Below are 18,401 nucleotides of genomic sequence, written 5' to 3'. Positions count from 1 at the left end.
GAACCCGGAAGCTAAGCCCTTCAGCGCCGATGGTACTGCACGGGAGACTGTGTGGGAGAGTAGGACGCCGCCGGACAACCATTCACGAAGGCCCACCCCGCAAGGGGTGGGCCTTCGTCATTCCACCCCACCACCCACCCGCAACACCCAGACACCCGCGACGCACCGCGCGCCGGGTCGGGCCCTTGCCCTCGAACCAGCTGTCTCGAGGTGGGAAGATAGACACGCATGTTCAACATGAAGAGGGAGTTCACGTGAGCGACGACCAGGCACGCTCCGCAGGCCGGCCCCGACGCGACGACAAGCGCGACGGTTCCGCACCCCGGAAGCACACCGACGATCGAGGTCCCCGGACCCCTCGCGCTGACCGGTCCGGCGAAGGCCGACGTCCTGCCCGCGGCGACGGTGATCAGCCGCGCACCCGGTCGGGCCAGGCCTACGGCTCCGGTGCTCCCTCCTCGCGCAACGCGGCACCCGACGACGGGCGCCGCCGAGACTCCGACGGGAGGGGCCGTGACGGACGTCCGGCACAGCAGGGAGTCGGCTCACGAGACGGTGCGGGGGGTCACGGGCCCCGTCGGACCGATGCTCCGTACGGCACCCGCAACCGTCAGGACGCGCCAGGTCGCGAGGCCACGGACGACAGAGGGACCCGTGCACCGCGGAATGACCGCCCCTATGCCGGTCGGGCGGAGACAGACCGTGCCTCGCGACCTCGCCGATGGGAGGGTACGGATTCGCGGACCACGAGCGACCGTCCAGGACGGGACGAGCACCGGCAGCGCCCGGATCCTCGGGCTGACCGGAGCGGTGCGCCCGGCTCCGCAGGACGTGCCGATCGCGGCGCCGGGCGCCCTGATCGCGGAGGCGCACCACGACGTGACGAGCGTGGCGGTCCTCGCCGAGACAGCGGAGTTCCCACGAGGTCACGCGAGGAAGGCTCGACCGGTCAGCGTTGGAACCGCGGAACCACCGACGGTGCCGCACGCTCGGAACGTCCCGATCCCCGAGGGGGGCGCGACCGGACGGGCTCCGGTGCCCCCTCCCGTTTCGGCGCTCCTTCCCGCTCCGGTGCCCCGCAGAACGGGCGTCCCGCGCGGGGTCCTCGCTCGGACCGTGGTTCGCGACCCGATAACGGGACCCAGGAGCGGCGCGGTGGCGACGACCGCCCAGCGGGGTCCTCTTCGCGCCATCCTGCGCCTGAGATCCCCGAGGGCGTGCACTACTCGCAGATGGACAAGGATGCACGAGGTCGCCTCCGCACGTTGAGCAAGGACAACGCGGAGGTCGTCGGACAGCACCTCATCATGGCGGGACGTCTCATCGACACCGAGCCCGAGCTGGCCTACGAGCACGCACAAGAAGCGGTGCGAAGGGCCGGGCGGGTCGACATCGTTCGCGAGGCCGCCGGTCTGACCGCGTACCGTACCGAACGGTACGCGGAGGCCCTTCGCGAGCTTCGAACCGTTCGCCGCCTGAACGGGTCCTCCGAGCACCTGGCCGTCATGGCCGACTGCGAGCGAGGCCTGGGCCGCCCCGAGCGGGCCCTCGCGCTCGTCGCCTCCGACGAGGCCCAGACGTTGGACGGCGAGCAGAAGGTCGAGCTTGCCATCGTCGCCAGCGGGGCCCGGCTCGACCTCGGGGAGACCGACGCAGCAGAGGCTGTCCTCTCCCGTGTCGCCGTGCCTCCAGGACAGCGCGAGCTGGCACTCAGGGTGCTCGCTGCGCGGCATGCTGTCCTCGAGGCTGCTGGTCGGACTGCAGAGGCCGACGCCCTCCTCGCCGGCCTGGCACCCCACGAACGGGCTGAGGTCCAGGGTGACGAGCCCGAGGGCGACGTCGTCGTGTTCGACCTGGGCGATGTGACGGCCGACGGCTCGCCCAGCGCGGACGAGGGCGCGGGCTCGGGGGAGGACGCCTCGAGCGCCGCTGAGGGCTCCTCGTCCGCCTCCGACGAGACGGCCGACGCATGAGGGCCGTCCTCGGGTCCTGCGACGTCCCCCTCGCACAGGCCTTCGACCTCGCGCTCGTCGACCTCGACGGAGTGACGTACAAGGGTCACGAACCCATCGATCATGCTGCCGACGGCCTTGCAGGAGCTCGTGCTGCCGGGATGCGGCTCGTGTTCGTCACCAACAATGCGTCGCGCGAACCGGAGTCGGTCGCGGAGCAGCTCACGTCGCTCGACATCCCTGCCGCACCTGCCGACGTGATGACTGCAGCCCAGGCCTGTGCTCGGCTCCTCGGCGACCACGTGCCCCAGGGCTCGCGTGTCCTCGTGGTCGGTGGTGCGGGGCTCCGTACCGCAGTCGCCGCTGCCGGGTACGTCGTCGTGGACAGTGCGGAGGACGAGCCCGCCGCTGTCGCACAGGGCTTCGCCCCGACACTCGCGTGGGAGCAGCTGGCGGAGGCCGCGTACGCGGTCGCCTCCGGCGCGGTCCACGTCGCGAGCAACCTCGACCTGTCGCTGCCCACCGCCCGCGGTTTCGCCCCGGGCAACGGAGCGCTCGTCGGAGCCGTCACGAACGCCACGGGCGTCGAACCGGTCAGCGCCGGTAAGCCCTCGCCCGCCATGTACGCGATGGCTGTCGAACGCGCAGGCGCCCGACGACCCCTCGTCATCGGGGACCGCCTCGACACGGACCTCGCCGGCGCGCGAGCCGGAGGGTATCCCGGCCTGCACGTCCTCACCGGCGTCAACGACGGACGCGACGATGTCCTCGCCGCCCCGGGCCTACGGCCCGACTTCATCGGTGCCGACCTCAGGAGCCTCCTCGAGCCGCACACGGCGCCGACCCAGGCGGAGGACGGATGGTGGACCAGCGGGGACGCGGCGGCGCGCGTGCGCGACGGCGCCCTCGAGCTGTCCGGCCGCGGCGCGAACGGCGGGGTCGACGCGGTGCGCGCTGCGTGCGCTGCCGCCTGGGACCATGTCGACGCGGGAGGGTCGCTCGACGCAGGCTCCGTCCCCGACCTGCCTGTGGGTGGCGCCTCCTGACGAACCCGGGCGGGTAGCGTAGGTGTGCCCTACCAGCCCGGACCCGAGAGCGAGAGCAGTGGATCACGCCACCCCGACCCCGATGCCCGGTACCGTCGCGCGACCGACGCCCGACGCTGCCCCAGCACCGGCGGCGCCTGTCGCCGAGGCCGTCGAGGAGCTGGGACGGCTCGCCGACCTGCCAGTCGGCGAGCACGTCGCGGTGTTCGAGGCCGTGCACGACAGCCTGCGAGCTCGTCTCGACGACACCGGTGCCTGATCCGGTGCACCGAAATCAGGACCGCGACGAGGTTGCGTCCTCTCACCCGTCACGCGTGGACGTCGAGCTCGTCCGGCGCGGGTTCGCACGCTCCCGGCGCGACGCCGCACGTCTCGTCGCAGAGGGAGCCGTGACCCTCGACGGTCGCCCGGTCAAGAAACCCTCCGCCTCCGTCGCGCCCGACGCCGCCGTCGTCGTCGCCCCCGACGCTCTCGACTCCGGCTACGCGTCACGGGGCGCGTTCAAGCTCGAGGGCGTGCTGACCGCGCTCGACGCTCTCGGACCTCGCGTCGACGGGGCCTCATGCCTCGACGTGGGCGCGTCGACCGGCGGCTTCACCGACGTGCTCCTGCGGCACGGCGCCCGTCGGGTGATCGCTCTCGACGTCGGCCACGACCAGCTCGTGCCCGACCTGCGTGACGACCCGCGGGTGCACGCCGTCGAGGGGTACAACGCTCGCGAGCTCACGGCGCGGGACCTGCCGTGGTCCCCGTCGCTCGTCGTCGCCGACGTGTCCTTCATCTCCCTCACGCTCCTGCTGCCGGCGCTCGCGGCCACCGTCCCGCGGGACGCCGACCTGCTGCTCATGGTCAAGCCCCAGTTCGAGGTGGGGCGTGACCGGCTGGGCACCGGGGGAGTGGTCCGCGAGAGCGGGCTCCACGCCGCTGCCGTCCGCACGGTCGTGCGCGCCGCCGGCGTCGTCGGCATGGGGCTCAGGGCCGTGGTCCCGAGCCCCTTGCCAGGCCCCAACGGCAACCGGGAGTTCTTCGTGTGGTTCTCACCGAGCGCGCCCGTGTCCGACCCGGGTGCGATGATCGAGCGAGCCGTCGCGCCACCCGAGGGCGCCGAGGGTACTGTCCCCAAGGGGACCTCCAGGGGTCGCGCGTCGAGCGCGCCGCTGGTGCGGACGCCCCAGGTCTTCTGGGTCGAGGAGCCCGCCCCCGCGCCATCGCGTGACGCGGTGCAGGACGAGCACAGGACCGGAGGACGACCATGAGCCGCAAGATCCTCGTCGTGACCCACGGTGGCCGCCACGAGGCCGTCGTGGGGTTGCGGGAAGCCGTGCCGGAGCTGCGGTCAGCAGGCTTCGAGGTGCTCCTCGACGACCACGCCCTCGCCGACGACCTCGGGACCCCGACCTTCGAGCTCGACCACGCCCGGAGCTCGCTCCGCGGCACGGAGCTCGTCATGGTGCTCGGCGGCGACGGGACGATCCTGCGCGCCGCGGAGATCACCCACGGGACCCCGGTGCCGCTCCTCGGGGTCAACCTCGGTCACGTGGGCTTCCTCGCGGAGAGCGAGCGGGAGGACCTCCGTGAGGCGGTGCGGCGGGTCGCCGCCCACGACTACGTCGTGGAGGAACGAGGGGTTCTCGACGTCACCGTGCACCGACCGGGGACGGACGAACCCGTGCGGGACTGGGCGCTCAACGAGGCGACCATCGAGAAGAACGAGCGCACACGCATGATCGAGGTCGCCATCGAGGTGGACGGCCGCCCGTTGTCGTCCTTCGGGTGCGACGGGGTCGTCATGGCGACCGCCACCGGCTCCACGGCGCACGCCTTCTCGGCAGGTGGGCCCGTCATGTGGCCCGACGTCGACGCCAAGCTGCTCGTCCCGCTGTCCGCGCACGCCCTCTTCGCGCGCCCCCTCGTCGTGGGGCCACGCTCTCAGTTCGCCGTGGAGGTCGCCACCCGCTCGGGGGCGGAGGGCGTCCTCATCACCGACGGCCGCCGCAGGACCGAGCTCCCCGTCGGCTCGCGCGTCGAGGTGCGCACCGGGGCAGTGCCGCTGCGCTTCGCGCGGCTCAACCAGGCGCCGTTCACGGACCGGCTGGTGAGCAAGTTCTCGCTCCCCGTCGTGGGGTGGCGGGGAGCCCTGGACCGTCCAGACGTCGACACCGGGAAGAGGTAGGCAATGCTGCACGAGATGAGCATCGAGAACCTCGGAGTGATCACCAGCGCGCGCGTGGAGTTCTCCCCGGGCCTCACGGCCATCACCGGGGAGACCGGGGCCGGGAAGACCATGGTCCTCACGGGGCTCACCCTCCTCATGGGTGGCAAGTCCGACGTCCACGCGGTGCGGGCCGGGGCCGACAGCGCCCTCGTCGAGGGGCGGGTGACGGTCGACGACCCGGGGTTCGTGGCGCGGGTCGACGACGCAGGGGCCGCCCTCGACGAGGACGGCAGCCTGCTCATCGCCCGGACGGTGGCGGCACAGGGACGTTCCCGTACCCACGTGGGTGGGCGGGCGGTTCCGCGCACGGTCCTCGGCGAGCTCGCCGAGGACGTCGTGACCATCCACGGGCAGTCGGACCAGATGCGTCTGCGTGCCCCGCAGAGGCAGCGTGAGGCCCTCGACGACTTCGCCGGCCAGAACCTTGCGGCTCGGCTGGACGAGTACCGGGCCCTCTGGAACGAGCGCGCCACCGCGCGCACGGAGCTCACCGAGCTCACCACCCTCGCCCAGGAACGAGCGCGCGAGGCGGAGCTCCTGCGGCTCGGCCTCGCCGAGATCGAGAGGATCGAGCCCGCACCCGGGGAGGACGTCCGGCTCGCCCAGGACGCCGAGCGGCTCGCCAACGCCGAGGAGCTGCGGACCGACGCCCGCGGCGCCCTCGTCGCCCTCGCTGGCGACGACCTCGGTGACGTCGTCGTCGACGCGGAGAGCGACGTCGTCGCGCTGGTGGACCGTGCTCGACGCCTCACCGAGAGCGGTGGGCTCCACGACGCGCGCCTCGCCGAGATCTCCCGCCGTCTCGCCGACGTCGCGTACGCCGTCGCCGACATCGGGACGGAGCTCTCCGCGTACCTCGCGGAGCTCGACGCGGACCCCGCCCGCCTGGAGGCCGTCGAGGCGCGCCGGGCCGAGCTCGGTCACCTGACGCGGACCTACGGCAGCAGCGTCGACGAGGTGCTGGCCTGGGCGAGCACCGCGGGTCTCCGGCTCCTCGAGCTCGAGGACGACGACGAGCGGATCTCCGCGCTCTCCGAGCGCGTCGCCGCGCTCGACCACGAGCTCGTGGAGCGTGCGTCGGTCCTCACCACCCTGCGCACGGAGGCCGCGGCAGCCCTGGGCGACGCCGTGAGCGCGGAGCTCGCCGGTCTCGCCATGTCGGGCGCCACGCTCGACATCGAGGTCTCCCCGCTCCCCGAACCCGGCCCCTGGGGGGCGGACTCCGTCCAGATGCTGCTCACCGCCCATCGCGGCGGGACCGCACGACCGCTGGGGAAGGGGGCGTCCGGTGGTGAGCTCTCGCGCGTCATGCTCGCGATCGAGGTGGCGCTCGCCACCTCGGAGGCCTCGGGCGCCCGTCGCACACCCACCATGATCTTCGACGAGGTCGACGCCGGAGTCGGTGGGAAGGCCGCCGTGGAGATCGGGCGCAGGCTCGCTCGCCTCGCCCGCACCACCCAGGTGATCGTCGTGACGCACCTGCCGCAGGTGGCCGCCTTCGCGGACGCGCACCTCGTCGTGACGAAGGGCACCACCGACGACGGCGTCGACTCCATCACCCAGTCGGGGATCCGCCTCGTGGACGACGCGAGCCGCGTCCAGGAGCTCGCCCGGATGCTCTCCGGGCAGGAGGACTCGGAGGCGGCACGTCAGCACGCCAGCGAGCTTCTCGAGCTGTCGGCTGTGAGATTATGAGCCCGATGAAGATCTTCCGCAGCACGCAGACCCGTGAGGGCACGGCGCAGACCGGGCCGGGCGTCCACGGGCCGGCGAAGGTCGACCGGCGCACGAAGGACCTGACCAAGCGCCTCCAGCCCGGGGACATCGCCGTCATCGACCACCTCGACGTCGACCGCATCGCCGCCGAGGCGCTCGTGGCCGCTGCACCAGCGGCGATCCTCAACGCGTCACGCTCCATCTCCGGGCGGTACCCGAACCTCGGGCCCAGCATCATCGTCGAGGCAGGGATCCCGCTCCTCGACGACCTCGGCCCCGACGTCCTGAGCATCAGGGAGGGGCGAGCGGTCCGCGTCGACGGGAGCGACGTCCACGTCGGTGACCAGCTCATCGCCGAAGGAGAGCTCCAGACCGTCGAGACCGTCTCGGCCGCCCTCGAGCTCGCACGCGAAGGGCTGTCCGCGCAGCTCGAGTCCTTCGCCGCGAACACCATGGACTACCTGCGTCGGGAACGGGACCTGCTGCTCGACGGGGTGGGCGTCCCGGAGATCTCCACGAAGATCGACGGCCGCCAGGTCCTCATCGTCGTCCGCGGGTACCACTACAAGGAAGATCTCCAGACCCTCCGTCCCTACATCAAGGAGTACCGCCCGATCCTCATCGGGGTGGACGGCGGTGCCGACGCCATCATCGAGGCCGGGTGGTCACCCGACCTCATCGTCGGCGACATGGACTCCGTGTCGGACAAGGCCCTGCGCTCCGGTGCGGAGGTCGTCGTCCACGCCTACCGTGACGGCCGTGCCCCCGGGATGGAACGCGTCAACGCCCTCGGTGTGCCGCACGTCGTCTTCCCCGCCGCAGGGACGAGCGAGGACATCGCGATGCTCCTCGCGGACGACATGGGGGCCGAGATCATCGTCGCCGTCGGCACCCACGCCACCCTCGTGGAGTTCCTCGACAAGGGGCGCGCCGGAATGGCGAGCACCTTCCTCACACGCCTCCGCGTCGGCGGGAAGCTCGTCGACGCCAAGGGCGTCTCGAGGCTCTACCGGCACCGCATCTCCAACGGCCAGCTCATCCTCCTCGCGGCAGCGGGCCTCATCGCCGTCGTCGCCGCCCTCGTCTCGACGTCCCTCGGGCAGGCGTCGATCGCCCTCGTGGGCGCACGCGTCGACGACCTGTGGTCGTGGATCTACCACCTCGCGTGGTGGACCTCGTGACCCCCCGCCCGCTGCGTCCCACGTCACCCCAGAAGGTCTCCCACCCGTGATCGACTTCCGCTACCACATCGTCTCGCTGATCTCCGTGTTCCTGGCGCTCGCCGTCGGGATCATCCTCGGCGCGGGTCCCCTCAAGGAGTCGATCGGTGACCAGCTGACCGGCCAGGTCGAGGGCCTGCGCACGGAGAAGGACCAGCTCCGCGCCGAGCTCGACGCCGCGCGGGCCCGCCTCGAGGGGACCGACGCGTTCGTCGCCGGCGCAGCGCCCCGGATCCTCGACGACGTCCTCGCAGACCGGAGGGTCGCCGTGGTCGAGCTCGGCCCCGTCGACGAGGACGTCGCCGCGAACATCGACGCCCAGATCGCCGCGGCCGGGGGATCGGTCACGACCCGCGTCCGGACGACCGAGGCATGGAGCGCGCAGGACCAGGCGGACGCCCGGCAGTCGTACGCCGCCAGCCTCGCCGACTACCTCCCTGCCGAGGCCTCCGCAGGGAGGTACGACCTCACCCTCGCGCGCGGGCTCGTCGCCTCCCTGTCCGACGCGGACCCCGCCGACCCCGACGCCCTCACGGACGACGCCGCGGTGCTCCGAGACCTCCTCGTCGGAGGGGAGCTGGTCGAGGTGCTCACAGCAGGCAGCGTCCCCGCCGACGTCGTCGTCGTCCTCGCACCGCGGGCCGAGTCGGTGGACGGCGACGAGACCCCCACCCAGGAAGCGCTCGAGCAGGTGGCGCTCGTGGGGCAGGACCTCGCGACTGCCGCGCAGGAGGGTACGGAGGCCGTCGTGGTCGTCGGCGGTGCACCCGGCCCCGGGGACCTCGTGAGCCGCGTCCGGTCCGACGAGGACCTCGCGGCGTCCATCGCGACGGTCACCGGGATGGGGACCATCACCGGGCAGGTCAACGTCCCGCTCGCGCTGGCCGTCCGGGTCGCCGGCTCGGTCGGTCACTTCGGGACAGGTTCCGATGCCACGGCGGCCATTCCGCCGGTGGTGACCCTGGAGCCCGTCGACCGCACCGTCGGCACGGAGGACGCCGCGGACGCGCCGGCGGGCGGCGAGGGAACCGAGGCCGACGGATGAGCCGCCCACGGCGTGCTCTCGTCGCTGCCGCGGTCGCCGCCGCGACCACGCACGGGGCGAGGTGGGCCCTGGGGGCTCGCCCTCCGGGCGGTCGGCGGCGGTGGACACGGACGAACCACCGTGGTGAGGACGTGAGCCTCCTCGAAGGCCCCGCGGTGCTCGCCGGGATCCTCGCCGGCGGCTCGGTCGCGGTGCCACCGGGACCACACCGCTCGGCTCTCCTCCTCGCGACGTCGACCGCCGGCGTCTTCGGCATCGTCGACGACCTCGCGGAGCGCGGAGGGCAGGCCAAGGGGCTCAAGGGCCACCTGCGCGCGGCACGCGACGGTCGCCTGACGACAGGGGTGCTCAAGGTCCTCGGGATCGGAGCAGGCGCTGTGCTCGCTGCGCACGTCGCGGCCGACGAGGACGGGACGGGTTCCACAGGACGCGCCCTCGGGGTCCTGGCCGACGGCGCCACCATCGCCGCGGCCGCGAACCTCGTCAACCTCTTCGACCTCCGTCCCGGCCGCGCCCTCAAGGTCTCGGGCGCCGTCGCCGCGACGCTCACGCTCGCGACGGGGGCACCGGCCCCTGCCGCCGTGCTCGGTGGTGTCGCGGCCGCCGCCCCGGGCGACCTGGGGGAGCGGGACATGCTCGGCGACGGCGGGGCGAACGCACTCGGTGCTTTCCTGGGCACCACGCTCGTCCTCACGACGCCACGCGCCGTGCGGCTCGGGGCGCTCGCCGGCCTCGTCGCTCTCACCGTGGCGAGCGAACGGACGAGCTTCTCCGCGGTCATCGCGTCGACGCCCTGGCTCGACCGCGCCGACCGCTGGGGCCGTCGACCCAGCCCGGAGGGCACCGCGCGGTGAGAGGGCGCCTCTCGAGCGCCACCCAGACGCTCGCGGGCGCGGCAGCGATGATCACCCTCGTCACCGTCGCGAGCAGGCTCCTGGGCTTCGGGCGGTGGGTGGCGCAGGCCGGCGAGGTCGGCAGCGGCGGGATCGCCGCGCCCTACGCCGCGGCCAACGTCCTCCCCAACGTCGTCTTCGAGGTCGCGGCCGGTGGCGCCCTGGCTGGGGTGGTCGTCCCGCTGCTCGTCGCGCCGCTGGTCCGCGCCGCCAGGGACGAGGCGTCGCGCATCGCGTCGGCACTGCTCACCTGGACCCTGCTCGTCCTCGTGCCCCTCGCGGTCCTCGCGGCGGCGACCGCGCCGCTCGTCGCCCGCGCACTGCCCGGTCTCGACGACGTGTCGAGCGAACGAGCGGCCGCGTACTTCCTCGTCGTGTTCGCCGTCCAGGTCCCGCTCTACGGGGTGGGCGTCGTCCTGTCCGGCGTGCTCCAGGCCCACCGGCGGTTCTTCTGGCCCGCCGCGGCCCCCATGCTCTCGAGCGTCGTGGTCATCGGCACGTACCTCCTCTTCGGGCACCTGGTCCGGGGTCAGGGGACGGGGACGTCCGACGTGCCGTCCGCTGCGGTGGCAGTGCTCGCCTGGGGGACGACGGCCGGCGTCGTCGCGATGAGCCTGCCGCTCCTCGTCCCGGTCCACCGTGCGGGCGTCCGCCTCAGGCCGACCCTCCGGTTCCCGCCGGGCGTGGGGCGACGGGCACGAGACCTGGCGCTCGCCGGGATCGGAGCGCTCACCGCGCAGCAGGTGGCGGTCGTCGCGGTGCTCGTGGGGGCGGGGCGCTCGGGCGGTGATCAGGCCTTCAACGTCTACCAGTACTCGCAGGCCGTCTACGTGCTCCCCTACGCGATCCTCGCCGTGCCCCTGGCCACGAGCGCTTTTCCGCGCCTCGCCGACCGCGCCGAGGCGGGCGACCCCGCCGGCTTCGCGCGCCTCGCCGCGGGGAGCACGCGCGTCGTCCTCGTCGTCGGCGCCGTCGGTGCGGCAGCCCTCGTCGCTGCGGGGACCGCGGTGGAGAGCGCGTTCGGGACGTTCACGACCGGGGGTGGTGCGGAGGGGATGGCGCAGTCGGTGACGTGGGCGGCGCCGGGACTCCTCGGCTTCGGCCTCGTGTTCCTCCTCTCCCGGGCGCTCTACGCCCTGGACCGTGGACGCACCGCCGTCCTCGGTGCGGCCTCCGGCTGGCTGCTCGTCGCGGTCCTCTCCGTGGTCGCACCCCACGTCGCGACGTCCGGAGGGCAGGACCTCGGCGCTACGCTCGTCGCGCTGGGTCTCGCGAGCTCTGCTGGGATGCTGCTGGCGGGGGTGCTCCTGGTGGTCGGTCTGCACAGGCACGCGGGTGCCGACGCCACCCGCGGCGTGGCCCGCACGACGGCCGTCGTCGTGGTCGCCGGGATCGCCGGAGGAGCGCTGGGGCGGGCGGTGGTCGACGTCGTCCTCCCGGCGCGGGGCGGGATGATCGACTCCGTCCTCGCCGGTGCGCTCGGGGCGGTCGTCGCCACGTGCGTCGTGGTCGGGGCCGTGTGGGCGCTCGACCGGTCCATCGTCACCGTCGTCCGTGGAGGTGCCCGTGACCGGTCCTGACCGGAAGGTCCTCCATGTGCTCGGGTCCAGCGCCGGCGGAGTCGCGCGGCACGTCTCGCAGCTCGTTTCCCTCTTCACCGACGGTGCCGGCGGCTGGTCGGTGTCCGTGGCAGGCCCCACCTCGGTGCGCCCGACCGTCGAGGGCCGACGTCAGGACGTGACGTTCCACCGGGTGGAGATCGCCGACCGGCCAGGTCCGCGGGACGTCGCCACGGTCCGTGCGCTGCGTGGCCTCGCGGGGTCGACGGACGTCGTGCACGCCCACGGGTTGCGTGCCGGTGCTCTCGCGGTGCTCGCCACGAGGGCGATGCGTGAGCGCCCCAGGGTCGTCGTGACGCTCCACAACCTCCCCGTGGGCCCGTGGCACGTCCGCGCGGTCTCCGGCGCCCTGGAGCTCGTGGTGGCCAGGGGCAGCGACGTGGTCCTCGGGGTGAGCGGGGACCTCGTCACTCGCGCCCTGGCGCGGGGCGCCCGGTCCGCGACCCGGGCGCTCGTCCCGGCGCCGGGACGACCGGCCGTGTCCCGCACGGTCGGGGACGTCCGCGACGATCTCGGCGTGGGTCCGGACGAGAAGCTCCTCGTGACCGTGGCCCGGCTCGCTCCGCAGAAGGGCCTGGACGTGCTGTGCGCCGTGGCCGAGGGCCTGCGGGGGCGGGCAGGACGCTTCGTCTGGGCGGTCGCGGGCGGTGGGCCGCTCGACGCGTGGCTGCAGGCCGAGGTGGCTCGGCGTGACCTGCCCGTCCGGCTGCTCGGCTTCCGGGACGACGCCCCCGACCTCCTCGCCGCCGCCGATGTCGTGGTGAGCACGGCCGTGTGGGAGGGGCAACCCATCTGGCTCCAGGAGGCCCTCGCCGCGCCCGCGGCGATCGTCGCGACCGACGCGGGTGGCACCGGGGAGGTCACCGGGGGGGCGGCACGCCTCGTCCCGCCCGGTGACGTCGAGGCGCTGGTCGAGGCGGTCACGGCGTTGATGGAGGACGACGCGGCACGGCGCCGGTTGGTCGTCGCGGCCGCGGCGAGGGCGGCGGAGCTCCCCACGGAGAAGGACGTCGTGGCGAGCCTGAGGTCCGTGTACGTCGGGCAGGACGGGTCACCAGGGCGTAGGCAGGCCGTCCCGCGGTCGACGTGACGTGCCCTGCGTCACCGCACGGGGCGCAGGTCGCCTGATAGAGTGGAACCCCGTGGCAGACCATGGGAACAGGCTTCAGTCCAGCAACCGCGTCCGGTCGGAGATGACGACCCGGCACATCTTCGTGACGGGGGGTGTGGCCTCCTCGCTCGGCAAGGGATTGACGGCGTCCAGCCTCGGTCGCCTCCTCCGCTCGCGCGGCCTGCGGGTGACGATGCAGAAGCTCGACCCGTATCTCAACGTGGACCCGGGGACGATGAACCCGTTCCAGCACGGTGAGGTCTTCGTCACCGAGGACGGCGCCGAGACGGACCTCGACATCGGGCACTACGAGCGGTTCCTCGACGTGGACCTCGCGGCCGCCGCCAACGTGACCACCGGCCAGGTGTACTCGCAGGTCATCGCGAAGGAGCGACGCGGCGAGTACCTCGGCGACACGGTGCAGGTCATCCCGCACATCACCGACGAGATCAAGGTCCGCATGCGCGCGCAGGCGGGCCCTGACGTCGACGTGATCATCACCGAGATCGGCGGGACGGTGGGCGACATCGAGTCGCAGCCGTTCCTCGAGGCCGCCCGTCAGGTGCGGCACGACGTCGGTCGCGACGACGTCTTCTTCCTCCACGTGTCCCTCGTCCCGTACATCGGCCCCAGCGGCGAGCTCAAGACGAAGCCCACCCAGCACTCCGTCGCGGCCCTGCGCAGCATCGGCATCCAGCCCGACGCCATCGTCCTGCGCGCCGACCGCGACGTGCCGGAGGGCACCAAGCTGAAGATCGCCAACATGTGCGACGTCGACAACGAGGCCGTCATCACCTGCAAGGACGCCCCGAGCATCTACGACATCCCGCGCGTGATCCACTCCGAAGGGCTCGACGCGTACGTGGTGCGCCGCCTCGGCCTGCCGTTCCACGACGTCGACTGGGACGGGTGGTCGCAGCTCCTCGAGCGCGTCCACCAGCCGAAGCGCCGCGTGGAGGTGGCACTCGTCGGGAAGTACATCGACCTCCCCGACGCCTACCTGTCGGTGACCGAGGCGCTCCGGGCCGGCGGATTCGCGAACGACACCAAGGTCACCATCCGGTGGGTGCCCTCCGACGACTGCCAGACTCCGGAGGGTGCCGAGGCGGCGCTCGGCGGCGTGGACGCGGTGCTCGTCCCCGGCGGGTTCGGGGTGCGCGGCATCGAGGGCAAGCTCGGTGCGCTGCGCTGGGCGCGGGAGGGCAAGGTCCCGACGCTGGGGATCTGCCTCGGCCTGCAGTCGATGGTCATGGAGTACGCGCGGACCGTCGTGGGCCTCGAGGGCGCGTCGTCGTCCGAGTTCGACCCCGCCACGCCGCACCCGGTGGTGGCCACCATGGAGGAGCAGCTGGCGATCGTCGGGGGGGCCGGCGACCTCGGCGGGACCATGCGCCTCGGCTCCTACGAGGCCGTCCTCGCCCCGGGGAGCCTCGCGTCGGAGGTCTACGGCAGCGAGCTCGTCACGGAGCGACACCGTCACCGCTACGAGGTGAACAACCTCTACCGCCAGCAGCTCGAGGAGGCAGGTCTCGTGGTGAGCGGGACGTCACCGGACTCCTCGTTGGTCGAGTTCGTCGAGCTGCCCAAGGACGTCCACCCGTACTACATCTCGACCCAGGCCCACCCGGAGTTCAAGTCGCGCCCCACGCGCGCTCACCCGCTGTTCTCAGGCCTCGTCCGCGCAGCGCTCGTCCGCCAGGACGGCTGACATGGCCACCGGGACCGCGGCCGCCGGTGGGACCGCACCCGAGGGGACGGGCATCGCGGACGTCCTGTCGCCCCGCCCGGTCCTGGAGCGGGCGACGGTCCACGAGGGTTTCGTCTTCGATCTCGTGTCGGAGACGGCTGACCTCGGCCACGGCACGGTACGCCGGGAGTTCGTGGACCATCCGGGCGCCGTCGCGGTCCTCGTCCTCGACGACGAGGACCGTGTGCTCCTGCTCAAGCAGTACCGGCACCCCGTCCGGCGTGAGCTCTGGGAGCCGCCGGCCGGCCTGCTCGACGTCGCGGGCGAGCCGGCCGTCGAGGCTGCCGCGAGGGAGCTCGCGGAGGAGGCCGACCTCGTCGCCGAGTCCTGGGACGTCCTCGTGGACTACTTCACCACCCCGGGCGGCAACAACGAGGCCCTCCGCGTCTTCCTCGCCAGAGGCGTCTCCGAGGTCCCGGAGGCCGAGCGGCACACCCGCAAGGACGAGGAGCGGGACATGGAGGCCCGGTGGGTGCCGCTCGACGACGCCGTCGCGGCGGTCCTGCGCGGGGATCTCCACAACCCCTCCGCGGTCGTCGGGATACTCGCCGCTGTCGCGTCGCGCTCGACCGGTTGGGCGACCCTGCGGCCCGCGGACACACCGTGGCCGGAGCGCCGGGGCTGACCTTTCCGACCCGAAACGCTTAAGTGGCTCCCCGTCGGCTCGGCGGGGTGCCACTGTGTCACTCGTGCAGGGTCGCACCTTCAGCCAGCGTCGGCTGGAGGGCCCCTCCACCGGTCGACACCTGGAGGAGCAACCTCTCTGGGAGCGCTCCCACCACGCAACGACGCGCGGTGCGGGCGGACGACCGATCGTCCATCGAGAGAGGAATCCTGATGCCAGGACCAACCCGACGCCGCCCGGCCTGGGCGGGGATCGCCGCGCTGGGAGCAACGTCGCTCGTCGCGCTGGCGGGGATCCAGCCCGCCGTCGCCTCGAGCACGCCGCGCGACGTGACGACCCCCGTCGACCCCGCGGCGCTCGCGACCGCCGCCGAACCATCCGGGGAGTACACCGAGCGTTTCCTCGAGCTCTACGAAGAGCTCCACGACCCCGCGAACGGCTACTTCAGCCCTCAGGGCATCCCATACCACTCGGTGGAGACCCTCATCGTCGAGGCCCCCGACTACGGGCACGAGACCACGTCCGAGGCGTACAGCTTCTGGATCTGGCTCGAGGCGGCCTACGGTCAGGCCACGGGGGACTGGGAACCGTTCAACGCCGCCTGGGAGACCATGGAGACGTACATGATCCCGCAGTCCGCGGATCAGCCCACGAGCTCCTTCTACAACCCGCAGAGCCCGGCGACCTACGCGGCCGAGCACGGTCACCCCAGCTCCTACCCGTCGGCGCTCAACCCCGGTGTCACGTCGGGGGTCGACCCCATCGGTGCCGAGCTCCGGAACACCTACGGCACGTCCGACGTGTACGGCATGCACTGGCTCGCGGACGTCGACAACATCTACGGCTTCGGAGCCTCGCCGGGGGAGGGCTGCACCAACGGTCCGTCCTCGAGCGGCACGTCCTACATCAACACCTTCCAGCGCGGTCCGCAGGAGTCCGTCTGGGAGACGATCCCGCAGCCCTCGTGCGACGAGTTCGAGTTCGGCGGCCCCAACGGCTTCCTCGACCTCTTCACCGACGACGCGACCTACGCCAAGCAGTGGAAGTACACGAACGCGCCCGACGCGGACGCCCGCGCGATCGACGCCGCCTACTGGGCGCACACGTGGGCGAGCGAGCAGGGCAAGGCCGACGAGATCGCGCCCACCGTCAGCAAGGCGGCGAAGATGGGTGACTATCTCCGGTACGCCATGTACGACAAGTACTTCAAGAAGATCGGGTGCACGAGCCCCAGCTGCCCGGCGGGGTCCGGCAAGGACAGCGCCCACTACCTCATGTCCTGGTACTACGCGTGGGGCGGCGCTCTCGACGGGTCCGCCGGATGGGCGTGGCGCATCGGCTCGAGCCCCAGCCACTTCGGCTACCAGAACCCGATGGCTGCCTGGGCGCTCTCCACGCAACCGGCGCTCCAGCCGGAGTCCCCGACCGCCGTGGGGGACTGGGAGACGAGCCTCGACCGTCAGCTCGAGTTCTACCAGTGGCTCCAGTCCGCCGAGGGCGGCATCGCCGGCGGCGCGACGAACAGCTGGGACGGTGCGTACGGCACGCCGCCCGCCGGTACCCCGACCTTCTACGGCATGGGCTACACCGAGGCTCCCGTCTACCACGACCCGCCCTCGAACGAGTGGTTCGGGATGCAGGTGTGGTCGATGGAGCGCGTCGCCCAGCTCTACTACGCGTCCGGTGACGCCCGTGCCAAGGAGATCCTCGACCGGTGGGTCCCGTGGGCCATCGCCAACACCGAGGCCACCGGTGACGCGGACTGGTCCGTGCCGTCCACACTCGAGTGGACCGGTGCACCCGACACCTGGGACCCCGCGAACCCCGGGGAGAACGACGGCCTCCACGTGGCAGTGAAGAGCCAGGGCCAGGACGTCGGCGTCGCCGGCGCGCTCGCCCGCACCCTCATGTACTACGCGGCCGGCGCCGACGACGCCGAGGCGCAGGCCGTCGCGAAGGCCCTCCTCGACGGGATCTGGGAGAACAACCGCGACGACAAGGGCGTGTCCACGACGGAGACCCGCGAGGACTTCGCACGGTTCGACGACGTCCTCACCGACACGACCACGGGCGACGGCGTGTACGTGCCCGAGGGGTGGAGCGGCACCATGCCCAACGGTGACGTCATCGAGCCCGGTGTGAGCTTCCTCGACATCCGCAGCTGGTACCTCGACGACCCCGACTGGCCCAAGGTCCAGGCGTACCTCGACGGGGGACCGGCGCCCGAGTTCAACTACCACCGGTTCTGGGCGCAGACGGCCGTGGCGACGGCTCTGGCCGACTACGACCGTCTCTTCGGCGAGTCGTCCGGCGAGCCTGACCCGGACCCCACGCCGGACCCGACGCCGGACCCCACGGACGAGCCGACCGAGGAACCGACTGAGGAGCCCACCGATGAGCCCACGGACGAGCCGACCGACCCGGCGCCGGGTGCCACGTGCGACGTCGCGTACACGACGAACGACTGGAACACCGGGTTCACCGCGTCGGTGACCATCACCAACACCGGCACCACCGCGCTGACCGGCTGGAACCTCGCCTTCCAGTTCCCCGCCGGCCAGCAGATCACCCAGGCCTGGTCCAGCCAGGCCACCCAGAGCGGTGACCAGGTCACCCTGACCAACGCCGGCTGGAACGGGACCCTCGCACCTGGGGCCAGCACCACCCTCGGGTTCAACGGCACCCACGGCGGCACCAACACCGCACCCACGACCTTCACGGTCAACGGCACCACCTGCGACTAGCACCACCACCGGCGAGGCACCGCCCCGCCCACCACAGGAGCCGTGGTCCCACCCAGGGACCACGGCTCCTTCCCATCGGGGCGCACGACGCCCACAGCACGAGACAGGACGGACGTCATGAACGGAACAGCACCACGACGATGGTCGCGGGTGGCCGCGGTCCTCGGCAGCGCGCTCGTCGCAGGGAGCCTCCTCGCTCCCGTCCTCACCGCACCGGCCTCGGCGGCCGACCGCGAACCGCTCCGCGACGCTGCGGAGCGCACGGGCCGCACCGTCGGGGTGGCCCTCGCCCCGCACCTCCTCGACGACCCCGCCTACCGGTCCGTCGCAGAGCGCGAGTTCTCCCTCGTCGTCGCCGAGAACGCGATGAAGTGGGACTCCACCGAGCCCAACCGCGGGACGTTCACGTGGGGCGGGGCGGACGAGGTCGCGCAGTTCGCGGCCGACAACGACGCCGAGCTCTACGGC

General features: G+C 72.6%; 15 protein-coding genes and 1 rRNA gene. All 16 read left to right on the top strand.

Annotation, left to right across the window (positions count from 1 at the left end; all coding sequences use genetic code 11):
- Positions 1-76, top strand: a 5S ribosomal RNA gene (gene rrf / locus JAV76_RS15375); the annotation flags it as partial.
- 1,141 nt (positions 77-1,217) lie between these two features.
- Positions 1,218-1,973 (top strand): tetratricopeptide repeat protein, encoded by a 756-nt coding sequence (locus JAV76_RS14785; RefSeq protein ID WP_307844287.1) that lies wholly within the window; start codon positions 1,218-1,220, stop codon positions 1,971-1,973.
- Complete coding sequence (locus JAV76_RS14780; RefSeq protein ID WP_198734844.1) at positions 1,970-2,998, top strand: HAD-IIA family hydrolase; 1,029 nt, start codon at positions 1,970-1,972, stop codon at positions 2,996-2,998. Before JAV76_RS14785 ends, JAV76_RS14780 begins: the two co-directional genes overlap by 4 nt.
- Before the next feature lie 82 nt (positions 2,999-3,080).
- On the top strand, positions 3,081-3,257 hold the full coding sequence (locus tag JAV76_RS14775) for a hypothetical protein (RefSeq protein ID WP_198734843.1): 177 nt from the start codon (positions 3,081-3,083) through the stop codon (positions 3,255-3,257).
- A gap of 55 nt (positions 3,258-3,312) precedes the next feature.
- Complete coding sequence (locus JAV76_RS14770; RefSeq protein WP_198734842.1) at positions 3,313-4,254, top strand: TlyA family RNA methyltransferase; 942 nt, start codon at positions 3,313-3,315, stop codon at positions 4,252-4,254.
- Positions 4,251-5,171, top strand: a complete 921-nt coding sequence (locus JAV76_RS14765; RefSeq protein ID WP_198734841.1) for an NAD kinase — start codon at positions 4,251-4,253, stop codon at positions 5,169-5,171. Before JAV76_RS14770 ends, JAV76_RS14765 begins: the two co-directional genes overlap by 4 nt.
- 3 nt (positions 5,172-5,174) lie before the next feature.
- Positions 5,175-6,908: a DNA repair protein RecN gene (recN, locus tag JAV76_RS14760; RefSeq protein WP_198734840.1), complete on the top strand. Its 1,734-nt coding sequence runs from the start codon at positions 5,175-5,177 to the stop codon at positions 6,906-6,908.
- A gap of 5 nt (positions 6,909-6,913) precedes the next feature.
- Positions 6,914-8,110, top strand: a complete 1,197-nt coding sequence (gene steA, locus JAV76_RS14755; protein ID WP_198734839.1) for a putative cytokinetic ring protein SteA — start codon at positions 6,914-6,916, stop codon at positions 8,108-8,110.
- A 46-nt stretch (positions 8,111-8,156) separates the two neighbouring features.
- Positions 8,157-9,194 carry a copper transporter gene (locus JAV76_RS14750; RefSeq protein ID WP_198734838.1) on the top strand — a complete coding sequence of 346 codons (1,038 nt, stop codon included), beginning with the start codon at positions 8,157-8,159 and terminating at the stop codon, positions 9,192-9,194.
- 131 nt (positions 9,195-9,325) lie between these two features.
- Entirely contained in the window at positions 9,326-10,048 is a 723-nt protein-coding gene (locus JAV76_RS14745; RefSeq protein WP_307844286.1) for a hypothetical protein, read from the top strand.
- Complete coding sequence (gene murJ, locus JAV76_RS14740; RefSeq protein ID WP_198734836.1) at positions 10,045-11,667, top strand: murein biosynthesis integral membrane protein MurJ; 1,623 nt, start codon at positions 10,045-10,047, stop codon at positions 11,665-11,667. The genes JAV76_RS14745 and murJ overlap by 4 nt, the downstream gene beginning before the upstream one ends.
- Positions 11,654-12,796 (top strand): glycosyltransferase family 4 protein, encoded by a 1,143-nt coding sequence (locus JAV76_RS15165; protein WP_198734835.1) that lies wholly within the window; start codon positions 11,654-11,656, stop codon positions 12,794-12,796. The genes murJ and JAV76_RS15165 overlap by 14 nt, the downstream gene beginning before the upstream one ends.
- A 103-nt stretch (positions 12,797-12,899) precedes the next feature.
- Entirely contained in the window at positions 12,900-14,525 is a 1,626-nt protein-coding gene (gene pyrG / locus JAV76_RS14730) for a CTP synthase (protein ID WP_198734834.1), read from the top strand.
- A 1-nt stretch (position 14,526) separates the two neighbouring features.
- Positions 14,527-15,189 (top strand): NUDIX domain-containing protein, encoded by a 663-nt coding sequence (locus JAV76_RS14725; protein WP_198734833.1) that lies wholly within the window; start codon positions 14,527-14,529, stop codon positions 15,187-15,189.
- Between the two features lie 212 nt (positions 15,190-15,401).
- A complete protein-coding gene (locus JAV76_RS14720) occupies positions 15,402-17,933 on the top strand; it encodes a glycoside hydrolase family 48 protein (protein ID WP_198734832.1) in 2,532 nt (843 codons plus the stop codon).
- Between the two features lie 117 nt (positions 17,934-18,050).
- Positions 18,051-18,401 (top strand): endo-1,4-beta-xylanase (locus tag JAV76_RS14715; RefSeq protein ID WP_198734831.1); only part of this gene is annotated, 351 nt, incomplete at its 3' end.

The sequence above is a fragment of the Sanguibacter suaedae genome (assembly GCF_016342785.1).
GTDB classification, from domain to species: Bacteria; Actinomycetota; Actinomycetes; order Actinomycetales; family Cellulomonadaceae; genus Sanguibacter; species Sanguibacter suaedae.
The sequence above is the reverse complement of the archived record's forward strand: the minus strand, read 5'-3'. Positions and strand labels throughout refer to the sequence as shown.

Bases quoted from the DNA above. Each gene is read 5' to 3' on its own strand.
- JAV76_RS14780 (WP_198734844.1), top strand. From the start codon at position 1,970: ATGAGGGCCGTCCTCGGGTCCTGCGACGTCCCCCTCGCACAGGCCTTC.
- JAV76_RS14775 (WP_198734843.1), top strand. From the start codon at position 3,081: ATGCCCGGTACCGTCGCGCGACCGACGCCCGACGCTGCCCCAGCACCG.
- JAV76_RS14765 (WP_198734841.1), top strand. From the start codon at position 4,251: ATGAGCCGCAAGATCCTCGTCGTGACCCACGGTGGCCGCCACGAGGCC.
- recN (WP_198734840.1), top strand. From the start codon at position 5,175: ATGCTGCACGAGATGAGCATCGAGAACCTCGGAGTGATCACCAGCGCG.
- steA (WP_198734839.1), top strand. From the start codon at position 6,914: ATGAAGATCTTCCGCAGCACGCAGACCCGTGAGGGCACGGCGCAGACC.
- pyrG (WP_198734834.1), top strand. From the start codon at position 12,900: ATGACGACCCGGCACATCTTCGTGACGGGGGGTGTGGCCTCCTCGCTC.
- JAV76_RS14725 (WP_198734833.1), top strand. From the start codon at position 14,527: ATGGCCACCGGGACCGCGGCCGCCGGTGGGACCGCACCCGAGGGGACG.
- JAV76_RS14720 (WP_198734832.1), top strand. From the start codon at position 15,402: ATGCCAGGACCAACCCGACGCCGCCCGGCCTGGGCGGGGATCGCCGCG.